The organism is Clostridium sp. AF36-4, from assembly GCF_003435975.1.
In the GTDB taxonomy this organism is placed as follows: domain Bacteria; phylum Bacillota; class Clostridia; order Lachnospirales; family Lachnospiraceae; genus Eubacterium_F.
Genome location: NZ_QTVH01000036.1, coordinates 1 through 17862, shown reverse-complemented (window position 1 = coordinate 17862; position 17862 = coordinate 1). Strand labels below are relative to the sequence as shown.

Below are 17862 nucleotides of genomic sequence, written 5' to 3'. Positions count from 1 at the left end.
GTTTTAATTAAAGTCATCCACTTTTTTTAATGTGCTTTGCGGAAACTCAAGAATTACCAAAAAATCGGATAAGACGAAAAAAGTGCTTTTCTCTCGGCGTTCTTTATGTTACAATGGAATCAGCGACCGCAGAACTGTTGCGTTATTTCTATGCAAATGTTTCTGTGTCAAAATACATTATTATATTATTTAGGAGGAAATAAGTATCATGGCAAACAAATGGGTTTATACCTTCAAAGAAGGTAACATGACCATGCGTAATCTGCTTGGTGGTAAAGGTGCTAACCTTGCGGAGATGACTGAAATCGGTCTTCCGGTACCACAGGGTTTCACTATCAGTACAGAAGCATGTACGCAGTATTATGAAGATGGCCGTAAAATCAATGATGAGATTATGGCTCAGACAATGGAAGGTGTTAAATGGATGGAGGAAGTGAACGGTAAAAAGTTCGGTGACCTCAAAAATCCACTTCTCGTTTCCGTACGTTCCGGTGCTCGTGCATCCATGCCTGGTATGATGGATACTATCCTTAACCTTGGTTTGAATGACGAAGTAGTAGCTGCAATGATCGAAGGAAACCCGGATCCTAAATTCGAGCGTTTCGTATACGATTCTTACAGACGTTTCATCCAGATGTTCTCCGATGTCGTTATGGAAGTTGGTAAGAAATATTTCGAGCAGCTCATTGATAAAATGAAAGCTGAAAAAGGCGTTGAGTATGACGTAGATTTGACAGCAGCTGATCTTAAGACTTTGGCTGAGCAGTTCAAAGCTGAGTACAAAAAACAGCTTGGTGAAGATTTCCCATCAGATCCGGTTGAGCAGTTGAAACTTGCTATCGAGGCTGTATTCCGTTCTTGGGACAACCCTCGTGCAAACGTATACCGTCGTGACAACGATATCCCTTATTCATGGGGAACAGCAGTTAACGTAATGCCTATGGTATTCGGTAACTTGAATGATGAGTCCGGTACAGGTGTTGCCTTCACTCGTGACCCTGCTACAGGCGAGAATAAATTGATGGGTGAGTTCCTTAAGAACGCACAGGGCGAGGACGTAGTTGCCGGTGTTCGTACACCAATGCCAATCGCTCAGATGGAGCAGGAATTCCCAGAAGCATATGCTGAATTTATCAAAGTATGTGATATCCTTGAGAATCACTACCATGATATGCAGGATATGGAGTTTACTGTAGAGAACAAAAAACTTTACATGCTTCAGTGCCGTAACGGTAAGAGAACCGCTCCGGCTGCTTTGAAGATTGCTTGTGACCTCGTTGATGAAGGACATAAGACAGAAGAAGAAGCAGTAGCAATGATCGATCCTCGTAACTTGGATACACTTCTTCACCCACAGTTTGATGCAGCAGAATTGAAAGCTGCTACTCCAATTGGTAAAGCACTTGGTGCTTCTCCGGGAGCTGCTTGTGGTAAAATCGTATTTACAGCAGAGGATGCTGTAGAGTGGAATGAGAGAGGCGAGAAAGTCGTACTTGTACGTCTTGAGACTTCTCCGGAAGATATCACTGGTATGAAAGCATCTCAGGGTATCTTGACTGTTCGTGGTGGTATGACAAGCCACGCTGCCGTAGTTGCACGTGGTATGGGTACATGCTGTGTATCCGGTTGTGGTGATATCAACATGGATGAGGAAAACAAGAAATTCACATTGGCCGGCAAAGAGTACCATGAAGGAGATTATATCTCAATTGATGGTTCTACCGGTAACATCTACGATGGCGTTATCAAAACTGTTGATGCTACAATCGCAGGTGAGTTCGGCCGTGTTATGGAATGGGCTGACAAGTTCCGTACGATGAAAGTTCGTACAAATGCAGATACACCGGCAGATGCTAAGAAAGCACGTGAGCTTGGTGCAGAAGGTATCGGACTTTGCCGTACAGAGCATATGTTCTTCGAGGAAGACAGAATTGCTGCTTTCCGTGAGATGATCTGCTCCGATACAGTAGAAGAGCGTGAGGCTGCTCTTGATAAGATTCTTCCATATCAGCAGGGAGACTTCAAAGCATTGTATGAAGCTTTGGAAGGAAATCCGGTTACCATCCGTTTCTTGGATCCACCTCTTCATGAGTTCGTTCCTACAGAGGAAGCTGATATTAAGAAATTGGCTGATGCACAGGGTAAATCCGTTGAGGATATCAAAGCAATCATCTCTTCCCTGCATGAGTTCAACCCAATGATGGGACATCGTGGATGTCGTCTTGCTGTAACTTATCCGGAAATCGCTAAGATGCAGACAAAGGCAGTTATCCGCGCTGCAATCGAAGTTCAGAAAGAGCATCCGGACTGGAATGTTAAACCTGAAATCATGATTCCATTGGTTGGCGAAGTAAAAGAGTTGAAATATGTTAAGAATTTCGTTGTTGAGACAGCAGATGCTGAAATCGCAGCAGCAGGTGTAAACCTTGAGTATGAGGTTGGTACTATGATCGAGATTCCTCGTGCAGCATTGACTGCTGACGAAATCGCTAAAGAGGCTGACTTCTTCTGTTTCGGAACAAACGATTTGACTCAGATGACATTCGGTTTCTCCCGTGATGATGCTGGTAAGTTCTTGGATGCATACTATGATGCTAAAATCTTCGAGAACGATCCATTTGCTAAACTTGACCAGGAAGGTGTTGGCAAGTTGATGGAAACAGCTCTGAAACTTGGGAAACCTGTAAACGAAAAACTTCACTGCGGTATTTGTGGTGAGCACGGTGGTGACCCATCTTCTGTTGAGTTCTGCAACAAGATTGGTCTTGACTATGTATCCTGCTCTCCATTCCGTGTGCCGATTGCACGTTTGGCAGCAGCACAGGCAGCTATCGCCCAGAAATAGTGAATGCAAGCTAGGCGCGTAGTGCCTAATAAATAAAACAAAGCCCTCGTCGATAAGCATTGCTTGTCTGCGGGGGCTTTGCTTTTGTTTTCTTGACCATCTCAAATGGAAAGAGCTATTGAATTAGTTGACGAAGCGCCAAAATGCAACCATACCCTTTATATAAAGCAAAAAGAGTTGTTCTGAACGAGTTAAACAAAAATCTACCAAAAGTTAGTGCACAATTATCAGTGGCAAAAATAAAGGGGGAAGAGGATATTGGTTTGCGCCAAATGTTCGCAGCTAGTTCTTTCAGTATTCCAGTAATTCACGAAGAAAAGATTTGAAGCGAGTGCGTACAAACACGCAGGTATCAGATATGCGTGTTTTGCATATCGATACCTTTGCGCGTTTGTCAGCGAAAGCGACACACGAGAGGCAAACTTTTCTTCGTGAATTACGGAACCTGAAAAAAGTGCCAACGAACACTTCGCACATCCCTGCCAAAACCTCTAATTGAAATTCTTTCCCGAAAATGTTAGAATGTCGTTAGGTTTTAACCCAAGTAAAAAAGGATTATATTAGGAGCAGAGAAATGAATATTGCAAGACAAATAGCAGAAGAACTGAAAATTAAAGTATGGCAGGTTGAAGCAGTAATGGAATTGATTGACGAAGGCTGTACAATTCCGTTTATTGCCCGCTATCGGAAAGAAAAACATGGTTCGTTAAATGATGAGCAGCTACGTAATCTGGATGAGAGATTAACGTACTTGCGTAATTTGGAAGAAAGAAAAGAGACCGTGCTTGCCAGCATTGAGGAGCAGGGGAAATTAACCGAAGAACTCAAGCAGCAGATTCTGGCGGCACAGACACAGGTGCTTTTGGAAGATTTGTACCGTCCATATCGTCCGAAACGACGCACACGTGCTACGATTGCAAAAGAAAAAGGATTGGAAGGACTGGCAAATCAGATTCTTTTGCAGATGTTAGACCATTCTGTGGAAGAAGAAGCAAAGCAGTATCTGGATGAGGAAAAAGAGGTTGCGACAGTGGAGCAGGCAATTTCCGGAGCACTGGATATTTTGGCGGAGGCAATTGCAGACGAAGCCGATTACAGAACTGCGATTCGTAAGACAACAATGCAAAAGGGTTCATTGGTTTCTGCGGCGAAAAATGCAGAGGAGAAAAGTGTATATGAAAATTATTACGACTTTTCTACGGTGCTTTCCAAGGTGTCCGGATATCAGACCCTTGCAATTAACCGCGGTGAGAAAGAAAAAATTCTGACGGTAAAAATTGAGGCGCCTGAAGATGATATTCTGCGGTATTTGCGAAAAAAAGTAATTGTGAAGGAAAATGAATATACAACACCGTATCTGGAAGAGATGATTGCGGACAGTTATAAGCGCTTGATTGCGCCGGCAATTGAAAGAGAAATCCGAAATGAATTAACGGAGACGGCAGAAGATGGGGCGATTCGCGTGTTTGGCAAAAACTTGGAGCAGCTTTTGATGCAGCCACCAATTGCCGGGAAAGTGGTACTTGGCTGGGATCCGGCATTTCGTACCGGCTGTAAGTTGGCGGTTGTGGATGAGACGGGAAAAGTGCTTGACACCGTTGTGGTATTTCCAACGGAGCCGCAGAATAAAGTTGCAGAGACCAAACGCATTGTTAAGGCAATGATTGAAAAGTATAACATCAGCCTGATTTCGGTTGGGAATGGAACGGCGTCAAGAGAATCCGAACTTGTTATTGTAGATATGTTAAAGGAATTGAATCGTCCGGTTCAATACATTATTACCAATGAAGCAGGAGCATCGGTTTATTCAGCGAGCAAGCTGGCGACAGAGGAATTTCCAAATTTTGACGTGGGACAGAGAAGTGCTGTTTCGATTGCAAGACGACTGCAGGACCCGTTGGCTGAGCTTGTGAAAATTGACCCGAAGAGTATCGGAGTTGGGCAGTACCAGCACGATATGAACCAGAAAAAACTGAGTGAGGCACTGGAAAATGTTGTAGAGGACTGCGTAAATAATGTTGGAGTTGATTTGAACACAGCATCGGCGTCGTTACTTGAATATGTGTCTGGTGTGTCAAAAGCAATTGCCAAAAACATTGTAACATACCGTGAGGAAAATGGTCGTTTTAAGAGTCGTAGAGAACTTTTGAAAGTGGCTAAATTAGGACCAAAAGCTTATGAACAGTGTACGGGATTTTTGCGCATTACCGGTGGCAAAAACCCACTGGATGCAACGAGTGTGCACCCGGAATCTTATGAGGCAGCAACAAAGTTACTGGAAATGCTTGGATACCAGTTAGAGGATATAGCCGGCGGGCTTACCGGTTTGTCATTGATGGCAAAAGATACAAAAAAACTGGCAGAGCAGGTTGGCATTGGCGAGATTACGTTGAAAGATATTATCCGCGAATTGGAAAAACCGGGACGCGACCCGCGTGATGAGATGCCAAAACCGATTTTGCGCAGTGACGTATTAGAAATGAAAGATTTAAAAGAGGGCATGATTTTGAAAGGAACCGTGCGTAATGTTATTGACTTTGGAGCCTTTGTAGACATTGGTGTGCATCAGGACGGACTTGTTCACATTTCTAAACTGACGGATAAAAAATTTGTTAAACATCCGCTGGATGTTGTTTCTGTTGGAGATGTAGTAGATGTTAAAGTATTACAGGTGGATATGCAGAAGAAGCGGATTCAGCTGTCAATGATATTGTAAAGGAGAAGGATGAGATGAAACGACTGTTAGTGATGCTGTGTGTAGGGGCTATGCTTGTGACTGGGTGTGGCAGCGGCGGTTCCAAAACGAGTGAGCCGACGGAAAAACCATCACAGGGAAATAAGTATGTTGAACAGGATTTTTACAGTGTACCGGATGAGTTATTGGATGAAGATGAAATTCAGGTTACTGATTTACAGACGAATGCAGAGGGAGAGCCGGCGCTTTATCAGTATGTGGTAGGATCGGATGACGAGGACGATACGGGCTGCTCGATTTATGAGTATACGTTAAATTCGGCGGGCGACTGGCAGACGAAACAATATGGTCGTAAGGCGCTTACGAAACTGGTGAAAAAAACAATGGAGGGCTCTGTGGATTCTGTGGACCTTCCCTATATTTCACGGGGAGATGATGGAAATCTCTATGCCCTTATGCAGGTTAAATTGTATGATGAAAATGCAAATCCTTTTGAAAAACAAAGTGGTGCGAGTGAATACTATCTCCTTGCCATTGATGAAAATTCAAATGCGGTGCAAAAGACAAAATTGCAGACTAAGGTAGAAGAAAATGGCAGTGAAACAGATTATGCAAAGGAATACGATGTAACAGAATTTCATGTAACAGAAGACGGAACACCGATGCTTGTGTTTAATTCGTCAAGTGCCATGTGGTTTGACTCTGTGAGCGGAACGAGAACAAATCTCTGTGAATCTGTTTCGGATGGCGCATTTTCGAAAAGAGTAGGATATGGAGAAAATGAGATTGTGTATTATTCCATGTCAAAGAAAAAATTTGGCGTATTGGATTCACAGACTTTATCGCGTACTTCCGAATTTGGAGACGATATCTCGGAAGATAATAAAAAATATGAGTGGTATTTTGACAGCGATACAACGAACTGGCAGATGTATGCTTTTAATTTGTCAGGACTTTATCGGTTTAGTGATTTTGGACAAAAAACATCTGCCACCCGTCTCAGCGCAGATGGCAATTTTGACAGTTTGGCAGATGATGTAATTTATGATGTTTTGGTTGGTGCTAATCAGGAATTGTATTTGTTAGTACGCAGAACAAACGAAAGTCAGATCGAAAGTGAAACAACTTACGATTCAGGTGTTATCAAGTATGTTCCTGCGAATAAGTGATGTTACACTTCAAATACTAAAATTCCGTTTTTGTTGTAGACGCAGTCGTAGTTTTCGGCAAATGCATTAATATCAGGGATGGAATAGCTTCCATTTTCCCAAGGACCAATTACGATATATGTAACGTTGTATTTTTCAAGCAGACTGTCGCGGGCTTCCGGATTTTCGTACATCGTTTTTACATCGGCTTCCTGTGCGGCATAGTCAAGACCGTGGAAGTATAAAAAGCTTCCGGAGCCGCATACAATGTTTCGACCGGTCAGTGAGGCAATTGCATTGTTGTGATTGTTTGCGGTTAAAAAGATATCCGATGGTTCCGTATTTTTTTCTACCCATTTGCAGAGGGAAACATAGTCGGCACTGTAAAGCTCATAGTCGGCAACGGCTTCCCTTCCCATTGTTAAGGCAGCGGCAAGTGTGCCTAAGATGGCAACGATGGTTACCAGAACCGGACGCAGGATGTGAATTCTCTTTTTGGTAAATTCACAGAAATTCACGGCAGTGTCCCATACAAAATCAGCACTTGCCACACAGAAGAAGAAATAGGATACTAACATTAATTTATTGTTGTCATAAGGGTTTGGCTGGAACAAAACAAACTCTGAAATCAACCAAAGGAACAGAGCCGGCATCATAATCCGGCGCTGTTTTTTTGTGCCAAAAATGAGTGAAAGAACCGGGAGAATAAACATAACTCCGAGATTCTTTAGGTAGAAGACGATGTAATTATCCATTGTTTCTACATTTGAGTTGTTCCAGTTGAAAAATCCACGGACGAAATTATCGCCGGAAGCTTGTTTGAAAGTAAAGGTAAATAAAATCGGAAGAGCAATTACCAATACGATTCCCAGAAACATGCCCCAGTGGATTGCGGTTTGCTTTTCCCATGAAGTAATCAAAGAGGCAAGCATACCAAGAACTAAAACTGCTGCAATCAAGACGCCGATAATAAGCAGAGTATTTGCCTCAATCGGTGTATCGGATTTCTGACGCAGACTGATATAAGTAAGTGCAAATAAGGATGCAGCAGTTAAAAGAAAACGTCCCCAGACCGGGATGGTGAATTCTTTTGCTTCCTTTGCATTTTTGCGCATGGTAAGAATGACAAAGCCGGCACACATAACGCCAAGAGCAAGGAACGAGTGTGTATGAATCAATGGAAGTCCTCCGGCGAGCACACCGGCAGCTGCAAAGTATAAGGTGCTTTTTTCTTCTGCTGCGCGGTAGAGCAGGATGAGAATCGGAAACAGCATTGCCCATCCGAATAAGGTAGCACGCTGTGGAATCAACATATCGCAGATGATATTGTGCCATTGAATATTTGCCTGTACATAGTTCGTTGGTGTCTCGTAAAAGGCAGTGAAAATACGGGTAAAGTTTTCGCTAAACAGCCCCTTATTCATGAAGTAGTAAAAGCCTAAACCGCCATTGAAAAAGAAAAGAGCAATAGCAAGAAAACTTTTTCCGCGGATGCTGCCACCAAAGTACTGCATGATTTTTTTTGCCAAAAGATAGACGCCGGAAAAGACCTGAATCAAGGCAAAAAACATCGGCAGAAGATAGGCTGTCCGCAAAGAAGTTCCCCAGATGTAAACACTTGAGGAAATACTGTCGGATAAAAATGGGTAGGCGAGTTTTGTGCCCGGTAGAATGGAGTATTCCGGCGGGAAAGTTTTTTGCTTGGCAATACTTGTAATAAAACCTAAGTGCATATTCATATCGCCGTATGTACTCTGCCCGCTGTGCAGACTTCCATTGATGTATGGAATGGTAGCATGCAAAAGTACATAGCAGGTATAAATAAATAAAGGAAGCAAGAGAAATAAAGCAGGATTTTCGCGGAAAAGTGCAACAATATCCGGCTTTTTAAATCGTCCTTTAAATAGCGTGTGTTCTTTGCCAAAAGCTAACACAGCCCAGACAATCGCGACAAAACTAATAAAAGCAAATAAATGTGCTTTTACGGAAAATTGAAAGAAAAAGGCGTAAATGGTAGGCAGCCAGTGAAGGGCAAAACTGCCGAATACGCTGCCGAATAAAAGCGTTGTTCCCGTTTTTTCTTTCTGGAATAAATACAGCGCCAAAAGAATTCCTAAAATCTGAAATGCAAGAAAGTAGGAAATGCCGGCGACGTTTCCAATGAATGAACCAAACATATGATGTTCCTCCCTGTGGGTTGTTTTCAACTATTCGGACCTCATGTAGCAAAATCAATGTTTCTTACGTGCAGGCACGACGCTCCATTGAATTTTTTACATGAAGTCCTGAATAGTTGTTTTATTATATAATAGTGTATTAAAAAACCTAAGGCTTGTCAATGCAGAGGGCATTTGTTATACTGAAATTACGATGCCATTCGGAAAGGAGAACGAAAGATGTCGATGGATTTTGAATTAAAACTGGATGGGAAAACGATGAGTCGTTTTCTACTTCATTATAATTATACGAAAGCAACCGGGTTATTTGGTATACTTCTAGGAATTGCTTCATTGGCAGCAGTATTTATAAAATGGAATATGTGGAATGCAAACCAGCGTGTGGTCTGGATTGTGATTGCGGTTTTGTTTTTGATTGTTCAGCCGCTTACTCTTGCGAAAAAAGGAAGACGCCAGATGGCACAGGAAGAAATGCAGATTCCTCTGTTCTGCCATATTGATGAGGAAGGAATTTCCGTGACACAGGGTGAGGCTTCGTCCTCCTGCAAGTGGAGTGATTTGCGCAAGGTGGTGTATCGGAAAAATGAAATGTATTTATTTACGTCAGCAATATATGCGACAATTATTACCAGGAATTCCTGTGAGGAAAAATTTGATGAACTGGTGGCATTTGTAAAGGAGAAGACGAAGAAATGATTTGGCAGAGCAATAGTGAGAAAGAAACTTTTGCGGTGGCGGAAGAAATTGCGAGACAGGCATCTCCCGGTGATATTTATTTACTGGAGGGAGATTTAGGTGTTGGCAAGACTGTATTTGCCAAAGGATTTGCCCATGGACTGGGAATCACGGAGCCGGTTACAAGCCCGACCTTTACCATTGTTCAGGAGTATCATGAAGGCCGGCTTCCGTTATATCATTTTGATGTGTACCGAATTGCGGATGTGGAAGAAATGTATGAATTAGACTGTGAAGGTTATTTTTACGGGGACGGTGTGTGCCTGATTGAGTGGGCGTCGCAGATAAGAGATATTCTGCCGGATGACTGCCATCAGGTAACGATTGCAAAAGATTTGAAAAAAGGATTTGATTTTCGAGAGATAACATTAGACGAGATGAGGTGAAAATGATGAATATATTAGGAATAGACAGTTCCGGACTGGTGGCAAGTGTGGCATTACAGTCGGATGATAAATTGGTTGGAGAGTATACCATTCATAATAAGAAAACACATTCCCAGACATTGCTTCCGATGATTCACGATATGTTAGAGATGGCGGATGTCTCTGTAAAAGAACTGGATGCGATTGCGATTGCAAGCGGACCTGGTTCTTTTACCGGGCTTCGTATCGGAGCAGCAACTGCAAAAGGATTAGGAGGAGCACTTTCGATTCCTCTTATAGCAGTGCCGACATTGGAAGGGCTTGCTTACAATCTTGCGGGTGCGGAGGCGCTGGTCTGCCCAATTATGGATGCAAGAAGGCAGCAGGCGTATTATGGCATCTATGATGTGTCGAAAGAAGTGCCGGTAGAAATTGAGAAACCGGATGCGGCACCGATTGAAGTGGTTTTACAGAAAGCAAAAGAAACGAAACGGGAAGTCATCTTTTTGGGGGATGGCGTTCCGGTATTTCAGGAGAAAATCAAACAGTGCGAGGGACTTTTGTGTCGTTTTTGCGCAGACAGTGTGCGGTATCAGAGAGCGTCTTCTGTCACAGCGCTTGGAAAGAAATATTATGAGCAGGGCAGACAGATGAAGGCAGCGGAGTTTGCTCCAATGTATCTTCGGTTATCGCAGGCGGAGAGAGAACGCATGGAAAAGGAAAATATTACAACTAGAAGCTGAGAAGCCCCTCTGTTATAATGTTGCTATCATGTGGAAAGGGGGCAACTGCTTTGCTAAAGAGGATTTGCCAGTGTAATGCATGTGGCCGACAGATTGAAAAAGAGGCGCTTTGGGTGAGAAAAGAGTGGGGATATTTTTCAAAACGGGATTTGGAAGTTCACGAATTTGCTATTTGTGAGTCATGTTACGAGAAAATGATTGATCAGTTTGTAATACCTGTGAAAAAAACGGAGAAGATTGAAGTGCTCCATGAAGATTTAATTTGAAAATATAGGGCAAGTATGATAAAATAGGGAAGAATGGGAGAAATGGAGGATTTTACCATGCTGGATGTATGCCTTTTAGGTACCAGTGGCATGATGCCGCTGCCAAGAAGAGCGCTGACGGCGCTTATGACAAGGTTTAATGGCAGCAGTCTTTTGATTGATTGCGGTGAGGGAACCCAAGTGAGTATTCGGGAAAAGGGTTTTAGTATGCATGCCATTGACACGATTTGCCTTACGCACGTTCACGGTGACCATGTAAGCGGTCTTCCGGGACTTTTGCTTTCGATGGGAAATGCGGAGCGGACCGAGCGTTTGACGATAATCGGACCAAAAGGGATGAAAAAAGTGGTGGAGTCACTGCTTGTTGTGGCGCCCGGACTTCCATTTGAAATTGAGTATATCGAGTTGACGGAATCGTTCCATCGGTTTGAAATATGTGGCTATATTTTGGAAGCGTTTCGTGTTAAACATACGGTTCCGTGTTATGGTTACAGCCAGATTATACAGCGTGCAGGACGATTTGATTCGGAGAAAGCGAAAGCAAATGATGTACCGATGAAAGTTTGGAGTTCCCTGCAAAAGGGGAAAACGGTAGATTGGGAAGGAAAAACCTATACACCGGATATGGTACTTGGTCCGGCAAGGAAGGGATTGAAGGTTACGTATTGTACGGATACAAGACCGGTTCCTACAATTGTCGAACACGCGAAAAAGGCAGATTTGTTTATCTGTGAAGGGATGTATGGTGAGCCGGAGATGGTATCAAAGGCGAAAGAAAACCGACATATGATGTTTACGGAGGCGGCACAGTTGGCAAAAGAAGCGGAGGTTTCTGAATTGTGGCTCACACATTATAGTCCATCATTAATCCGGCCGGATGATTTTATGGAGCCGGTTCGTAAGATTTTTCCAGCTGCAAAACCGGGAAAGGACAGAAAGTCGGTTTATTTGACGTTTGAAAAGAAAGAAAATGAGTAGTGATATGAGAGGAGGGTGTGCATGAACCGGAAAGAAAAAAAGAAGAAAAAACGTGGTTTAATTACCTTTTTGATTCTTGTTGTGCTTGTTGTTCTTGGCGTGCTGGCAGTATATTACCAGTATATGAAGAAACTGCAGTTGCAGGATACCGTGCATACACCGACGACGGAGACGGAAAAACTGGTTGCAAAAGATATGGATGCCGGATATCCGGAAACTCCGAAAGAGGTTATTAAACTGTTTGGAAGAATCAACCAGTGTATTTATAATAAAAAATTATCTGACGATGACTTTTCAACGCTTGTTGGAAAACTCCGTGTGCTTTACTGTGAAAGTCTTCAGAAAAAAAATTCACAGGATAAGATGGAAAGTGAGATTTCGGCAGAGAAGAAAAAATATCCTCCGAAAAAACGCAAGATTATTAATTACAGCATAGAAGATGAAAATAAGTTTCAGTATAAAACGATTGATGGAACAGAAATGGTTTATTTGAAGTTTTCCTATTTTGTTCGTACAGACAATGATTATAATACGGTGAACTGGTATGCAATTCTTGTAAAAGAAGATGGCAAATGGCGAATCCGTGAGTTTAATCCGCTGAAATCGAAAAAACAAAATCAGTAGCCCTGTGGCAGAAATGAGGATTGTTTTGGAACAAAAAGATATTACAGTGCTTGCGATTGAGAGTTCCTGTGATGAAACAGCAGCGGCAGTTGTTGTAAATGGAAGGAAAGTTCTTTCTAATATTATTGCATCGCAGATTGATATTCACAAACTGTACGGTGGCGTTGTGCCGGAAATTGCTTCGCGCAAGCATATCGAAAAAATTAATCAGGTTATTGATGAGGCTCTTACAGAAGCCGGAAAGACATTGGATGACATGGACGCAGTCTGTGTCACTTATGGCCCCGGCTTGGTTGGAGCTTTATTGGTGGGCGTTGGTGCTGCAAAAGCAATTAGTTATGCAGCAGATAAGCCTCTTGTCGGCGTGCATCATATTGAAGGACACATATCGGCAAATTACATAGCGAATCCGGAATTGGAGCCACCTTTTTTATGTCTGGTGGCTTCCGGTGGACACAGTCATTTGGTGATTGTGCGCGATTATGGAGAGTATGAGATTTTAGGAAGAACAAGAGATGATGCCGCGGGTGAAGCATTTGATAAAGTGGCACGTGCAATTGGTCTTGGATATCCGGGCGGTCCTAAAATTGACCGATTATCAAAAGAAGGAAATCCGCAGGCAATTGAATTTCCGCGTGCTTCGATTGATGGGGCGCCATATGACTTTAGTTTCAGTGGTGTAAAATCTTCGGTATTAAATTATATTAATGGTTGTAAAATGAAAGGTCTTTCTTACTCAGAGGCAGATATTGCGGCGTCGTTCCAGCAGGCGGTTGTAGATGTACTTGTGAATCATACCATGCTTGCGGCAAAAGACTATGGCATTAAGAAAGTAGCAATTGCGGGTGGTGTTGCTTGCAATTCGGGGCTGCGGGAAGGTATGAAAGAGGCTTGCAAAAAACGAGGGTATTTTTTTTATATGCCGACGCCGATTTTGTGTACGGATAATGCGGCGATGATTGGTGCTGCCGGGTATTATGATTTTGTGAAGGGAGTGCGCCATGGGCTTGATTTAAATGCGGTGCCTGGACTGAAACTGGGGGAGTAAGCTAGCTCACTCAGTTACAAGTCATGTGCTGTATAGCCACAAGCCATGCGACCTCGCAGGCAAAGCCTGCTCAGTCATGGGCTGTCGCCCTATAAAAAAGCAAAAGAACAAATTTTTTTACGTGAGCAAGCTCCCGACAAAATTTATTCTTTACTTTTTGCATGGCTTGTGGCTTTCGGAAATTTATGCTTGACAAGGTGGGGATGGGGATGATATACTGTTCAAGCAGTCTTTGGAGAGGTGTCCGAGTGGTTTAAGGAGCCGGTCTTGAAAACCGGTGACTCCGAAAGGGGCCGTGGGTTCGAATCCCACCTTCTCCGTTTATGGTATTTTACCATATTATATATTTTAATTTTATTCAGCTGGAGAAGTACCCAAGTGGCTGAAGGGGCTCCCCTGGAAAGGGAGTAGGTCGTTAATAGCGGCGCGAGGGTTCAAATCCCTCCTTCTCCGTTTTTTACAGTTGGCATATATATAGATGTGTCGGCTGTTTTTTTTTCAGATGTTTTGAGGAGGAATGTAAATGTTTGATCATGATTTTCATTTTGGTTTTGAATATTTGAGTGAGGAAGAAACTTTGGAGGGACCACTCAGGCTTACTGCGCTTGGGGTAGAGACAGAGTGGTATCCGGATAAAGTTACTAAGCACAATGAACGACCTATTTATACATACACATTTTTGTATACAATACAAGGAAGTGGGATTGTAGAAGATGAAAAGGGAATTAAACATGTATGTGGGAAAAATCACGCTGCTCTTATCTTTGAACCGTCGAAGACAAAACGGTATCCGGAGCCTGGAACAAAAGAAAAATGGCGGTACTGCTGGATTATGTTTATTGTTACGAAACAGACTAAGAAATATTGCAATCAAATACTTGAAAAAGCAGGAATAGTATTTTACATGCCGCCGAACAGCATGGCGATTACGAGCATGGTAGATTTGATTATAAAACGGAGATTGTCTCTGTTAGACAGCCGGTATTTGATGTTTGCCGGAGCATATGATTTTTTGTGCAAGTTGTCACATGAGATATTGACAGAACGATACAAGTTTTCACCTATGGTATTAGAGGCAATGAAAATAATTGAAGGACGATTTGAAAGAATTGATGGTATTTTGGAAGTAGCGGAAGAGTTACACGTGTCCCAGAATTATCTGACGAGAGTATTCAAACAGGAGTGTGGTATGACACCGGTTAAATATCTTCTCAAAGTTCGTCTGAATTATGCAATGGAGCTTTTGACAAGCAGTAATGAAACGATAAAGGAAATTGCGAAAGAATGCGGCTTTTCCAGTGAAAGTTATTTTGTTAAAGTCTTTCAGAAGAAAATGAGTATTTCGCCTTCAGATTTTCGTCGTAAAAGAAAAAATTAAGAATGCACAAAAATTACAATAGAAGCAAAAAAAGTAGAATGGAAACCTCTCTTTTTTATATGTTATGATTAAATCATAAATAACAATTTCAAAAAGGAGGTTTTTTTATGCGAAGAAAAACAAAATCAGTAATTGCATGTGGAATGGCAGCGGCATTAATGCTTACCACGCTCGGAATGGAGAACGAGGTAAGTGCTAAAGCGGCACCGAAAATGCAGACAAAAGTGCTTTCACTGAAGAAAGGACAGAAAAAAACGATTCGTATAAAGGGTAAAGGGATTTTAAAGACAACGTGGAAAACAACCAAAAAGATAATTACATTAACGAAAAAGAAAAAGAACAAAGTTACTGTTGCGGGAAAGAAAATAGGAACGGCAGTTGTTGTAGCTAAGGTAAAGACAAAAAAGAAGAATTACCACTTGAAATGTAAAGTGAAAGTTGCTAGAGCGCAGGGAGCGAAAAAAACAAATGTTACAAATACGAAAGTGCCGCAAACCACAAAAAATCCGAGGAAGACAGAAAGTACACCAACAGTGACGCCTGCGGCGACACAGGATAATACATCCAAGACAGAACCGAGTGATACGGCACAGCCGAGCCAGACTCCGGCGTCGGATGTGCCGGAAGGATATGAAGAGATAGACCTTTCAACATGCCGGATGAATAATGCCAGTGAGGCTGGTTCTTATGATTCAGAGACGAAAACACTTCATATACAGGATGCTGAGAATTTTCAGTTTCCATTGAAGGAAAATATAAATAAAGGAGAAGTTCTTAGCGTAATGCTTAAAGGAACTTATCATGGCACAAAAGGATTCAGAAGCTGGCTTGTTGATGATAGCCAGACGACGAACTCCAATATATTTAACACCAATGACGAGGTTGGATTTACTGGTGGTGAAATTGAGCTGTTGTATGATTTGGAGGCGACGACGGCAGCCGGACAATTGTTTTTTAAAGGACCATCCTATGGTGTAAATATTGATGATTTGGAAATTAGTAAGATTTATGTCAAGTATACAGTTTCTGCCGGTGAGAAAAAAAGCTATGACCCTTACACACCATCTGAAGAACAGGATGCAAACACGGATAATTTGCAATTGACCAAAAGTTTTAGTGAACAGAAAGGTATGATTGGAAATAACCCATTGATTACACAGAATTTTATGGCTGACCCGACGGCGGTTGAATATGATGGAAGATTGTATGTTTTTGGTACAGCAGATAAAATGGAAACGGATTCAAAAGGTAATGTAATTTCTAATTCATACAATACATGTGAACTGCGCTGTATATCATCTGCGGATTTGGTAAACTGGACAGATCATGGAACTATTAAGGTAAATGAAGTGGCTACATGGGCAAAACATTCCTGGGCGCCAACGATTTGTAAACGGGAAGAAAAAAATGGAACTATGTTTTATCTCTATTTTGCAAATGGTGGAGACGGAATTGGCGTATTGCGTTCAAAATCCCCGTTAGGACCATGGGAAGATCCAAGTGGAAAAAGGCTGATTTCTCGTGATACCCCAAATTGTTCCTCAAGTGAAGTACCGTGGTTGTTTGATCCTGCGGTTCTTGTTGATGATGACGGAACTGGTTATTTATATTTTGGCGGCGGAACGGGTACGGATAGTGAGCATCCAAAGTCGGCGCGCGTAGTGAAACTGGGTGAAGATATGTGCAGTCTGGTATCAGACCCGGAAGAATTAGACCCGTATTATTTGTTTGAGGATAATGAAATTAATAAAATAAATGGAACGTATGTATATTCTTATTGTACAAACTGGAAGGTTCCAAGCGGTGATGAAACAACGGGAAGCTGCTGTATTGCTTTTATGACAAGTGATAAGCCAATGAGTGGATTTGAATATCAAAAACAGTTATTTGCTAATCCGGGATCGGTGTTTGGAAACTATTATAATAATCATCATAAATTAATCCAGTTTAAAGGGCAGTGGTATATTATATATCATACAACTATGCTGGAAGAAACGGCATATGGAACAAAGCAGGGGTACCGGACATTGCATATGGATAAACTTAATGTAGGGGAAGATTCAAATGGAAAACTGACAATTGAGGCGAAAGCAACATATGGAGGACTATCTGCGGTTGTGCAGTTGAATCCGTATATAGAATGTGATGCATCGACGATGGCATGGAATGGAGGACTGCGAACAAAGGAATCTGAATCTCAGAATAAAATGGTGGTAGATTCGATTCATACCGGAGACTGGCTTGGCGTTTCAAGTGTCGATTTTTCAGAGGAAGGTGCAAATTGTATTCGTATTCAGGCTGCCTCGGAAAAGGAAAGTGGAAAAATAGAGGTTTGGCTGGATGGACCTGAAGTGGCAAAGAATGGTAAGAAAGTAGCGGAAGTGGACGTGAAGCCTACTGGTGGTGGAGATGTGTATGAAGAAATAAGAGCTAATCTTGCGCAGAGCGTAACGGGAGCGCATGATGTTTATTTTGTGTTTCGGGGAAAGGATTATCATATTTCTTCGTGGAGATTTGAAAAATAGGAAGGTATGGCAAAGGAATTTCCTACTGCATAAATGTGCAGTGGGAAATTCTTTGCTTTATTCTCAGAAAAATCCGATAAAATCAGTTTTTTGAAAAAAATCAAAAAAATATGAAAAAAAGTGTTGACAAACGTCGAACCGTTTGATAAGATATAACTCGTTGACGCGACAGAGACTTTGAAAAGCAAAATAAAAAAAGTTAAAAAAAGTGTTGACAAGCAAGAGATTATCTGATAAAATAATATTTGCTGACGCGGTAAAGAAACAACAAAGCGGAAGCAGAGAAAACAATCGGTTTTACGCGGAAAGATAAGGCTTTCGAGACGAAAACAGAT

Annotated in this window: 13 protein-coding genes and 2 tRNA genes; 14 read left to right on the top strand and 1 reads right to left on the bottom strand. The window is 42.0% G+C overall.

What is annotated here, in order from left to right; all coding sequences use genetic code 11:
• Nucleotides 1–208: 208 nt before the first annotated feature.
• The 3 genes from ppdK to DW005_RS12745 all read left to right on the top strand — a co-directional run bounded on the left by ppdK (nucleotide 209) and on the right by DW005_RS12745 (nucleotide 6709).
• A complete protein-coding gene (ppdK, locus tag DW005_RS12760) occupies nucleotides 209–2845 on the top strand; it encodes a pyruvate, phosphate dikinase (RefSeq protein WP_117479980.1) in 2637 nt (878 codons plus the stop codon).
• Between the two features lie 574 nt (nucleotides 2846–3419).
• Nucleotides 3420–5561, top strand: a complete 2142-nt coding sequence (locus tag DW005_RS12750; protein ID WP_117479976.1) for a Tex family protein — start codon at nucleotides 3420–3422, stop codon at nucleotides 5559–5561.
• A 14-nt stretch (nucleotides 5562–5575) separates the two neighbouring features.
• A complete protein-coding gene (locus DW005_RS12745) occupies nucleotides 5576–6709 on the top strand; it encodes a hypothetical protein (RefSeq protein WP_117479974.1) in 1134 nt (377 codons plus the stop codon).
• A gap of 2 nt (nucleotides 6710–6711) precedes the next feature.
• On the opposite strand, the gene DW005_RS12740 is transcribed toward DW005_RS12745, so the two are convergent.
• A complete protein-coding gene (locus DW005_RS12740; RefSeq protein ID WP_117479972.1) occupies nucleotides 6712–8865 on the bottom strand; it encodes a hypothetical protein in 2154 nt (717 codons plus the stop codon).
• A 219-nt stretch (nucleotides 8866–9084) separates the two neighbouring features.
• On the opposite strand from DW005_RS12740, the gene DW005_RS12735 reads away from it, so the two are divergent.
• From DW005_RS12735 to DW005_RS12685, 11 genes are all read left to right on the top strand, one after another.
• Nucleotides 9085–9561 carry a YcxB family protein gene (locus tag DW005_RS12735; RefSeq protein WP_022376605.1) on the top strand — a complete coding sequence of 159 codons (477 nt, stop codon included), beginning with the start codon at nucleotides 9085–9087 and terminating at the stop codon, nucleotides 9559–9561.
• A complete protein-coding gene (gene tsaE, locus DW005_RS12730; RefSeq protein ID WP_117479970.1) occupies nucleotides 9558–9986 on the top strand; it encodes a tRNA (adenosine(37)-N6)-threonylcarbamoyltransferase complex ATPase subunit type 1 TsaE in 429 nt (142 codons plus the stop codon). Before DW005_RS12735 ends, tsaE begins: the two co-directional genes overlap by 4 nt.
• Before the next feature lie 2 nt (nucleotides 9987–9988).
• The gene (gene tsaB / locus DW005_RS12725) at nucleotides 9989–10708 is read left to right on the top strand and encodes a tRNA (adenosine(37)-N6)-threonylcarbamoyltransferase complex dimerization subunit type 1 TsaB (protein WP_347461741.1); all 720 of its coding nucleotides are present in this window, start codon (nucleotides 9989–9991) and stop codon (nucleotides 10706–10708) included.
• Between the two features lie 50 nt (nucleotides 10709–10758).
• The gene (locus DW005_RS12720; RefSeq protein WP_242989475.1) at nucleotides 10759–10974 is read left to right on the top strand and encodes a hypothetical protein; all 216 of its coding nucleotides are present in this window, start codon (nucleotides 10759–10761) and stop codon (nucleotides 10972–10974) included.
• Between the two features lie 57 nt (nucleotides 10975–11031).
• Nucleotides 11032–11952 carry a ribonuclease Z gene (locus DW005_RS12715; RefSeq protein ID WP_117479966.1) on the top strand — a complete coding sequence of 307 codons (921 nt, stop codon included), beginning with the start codon at nucleotides 11032–11034 and terminating at the stop codon, nucleotides 11950–11952.
• 21 nt (nucleotides 11953–11973) lie between these two features.
• Nucleotides 11974–12576, top strand: coding sequence for a DUF6715 family protein (locus DW005_RS12710; RefSeq protein WP_117479964.1), 603 nt, complete (start codon nucleotides 11974–11976; stop codon nucleotides 12574–12576).
• 13 nt (nucleotides 12577–12589) lie between these two features.
• Nucleotides 12590–13624, top strand: coding sequence for a tRNA (adenosine(37)-N6)-threonylcarbamoyltransferase complex transferase subunit TsaD (tsaD, locus tag DW005_RS12705; RefSeq protein ID WP_117479951.1), 1035 nt, complete (start codon nucleotides 12590–12592; stop codon nucleotides 13622–13624).
• Nucleotides 13625–13858: 234 nt separating this feature from the next.
• Nucleotides 13859–13944 (top strand) — tRNA-Ser (locus DW005_RS12700).
• Nucleotides 13945–13988: 44 nt separating this feature from the next.
• Nucleotides 13989–14077: transfer RNA gene (locus DW005_RS12695), tRNA-Ser, on the top strand.
• Between the two features lie 70 nt (nucleotides 14078–14147).
• Nucleotides 14148–15002, top strand: a complete 855-nt coding sequence (locus DW005_RS12690) for an AraC family transcriptional regulator (RefSeq protein ID WP_117479949.1) — start codon at nucleotides 14148–14150, stop codon at nucleotides 15000–15002.
• 107 nt (nucleotides 15003–15109) lie between these two features.
• The gene (locus DW005_RS12685) at nucleotides 15110–17527 is read left to right on the top strand and encodes a glycoside hydrolase family 43 protein (protein WP_117479948.1); all 2418 of its coding nucleotides are present in this window, start codon (nucleotides 15110–15112) and stop codon (nucleotides 17525–17527) included.
• The last annotated feature ends 335 nt before the right edge of the window (nucleotides 17528–17862 follow it).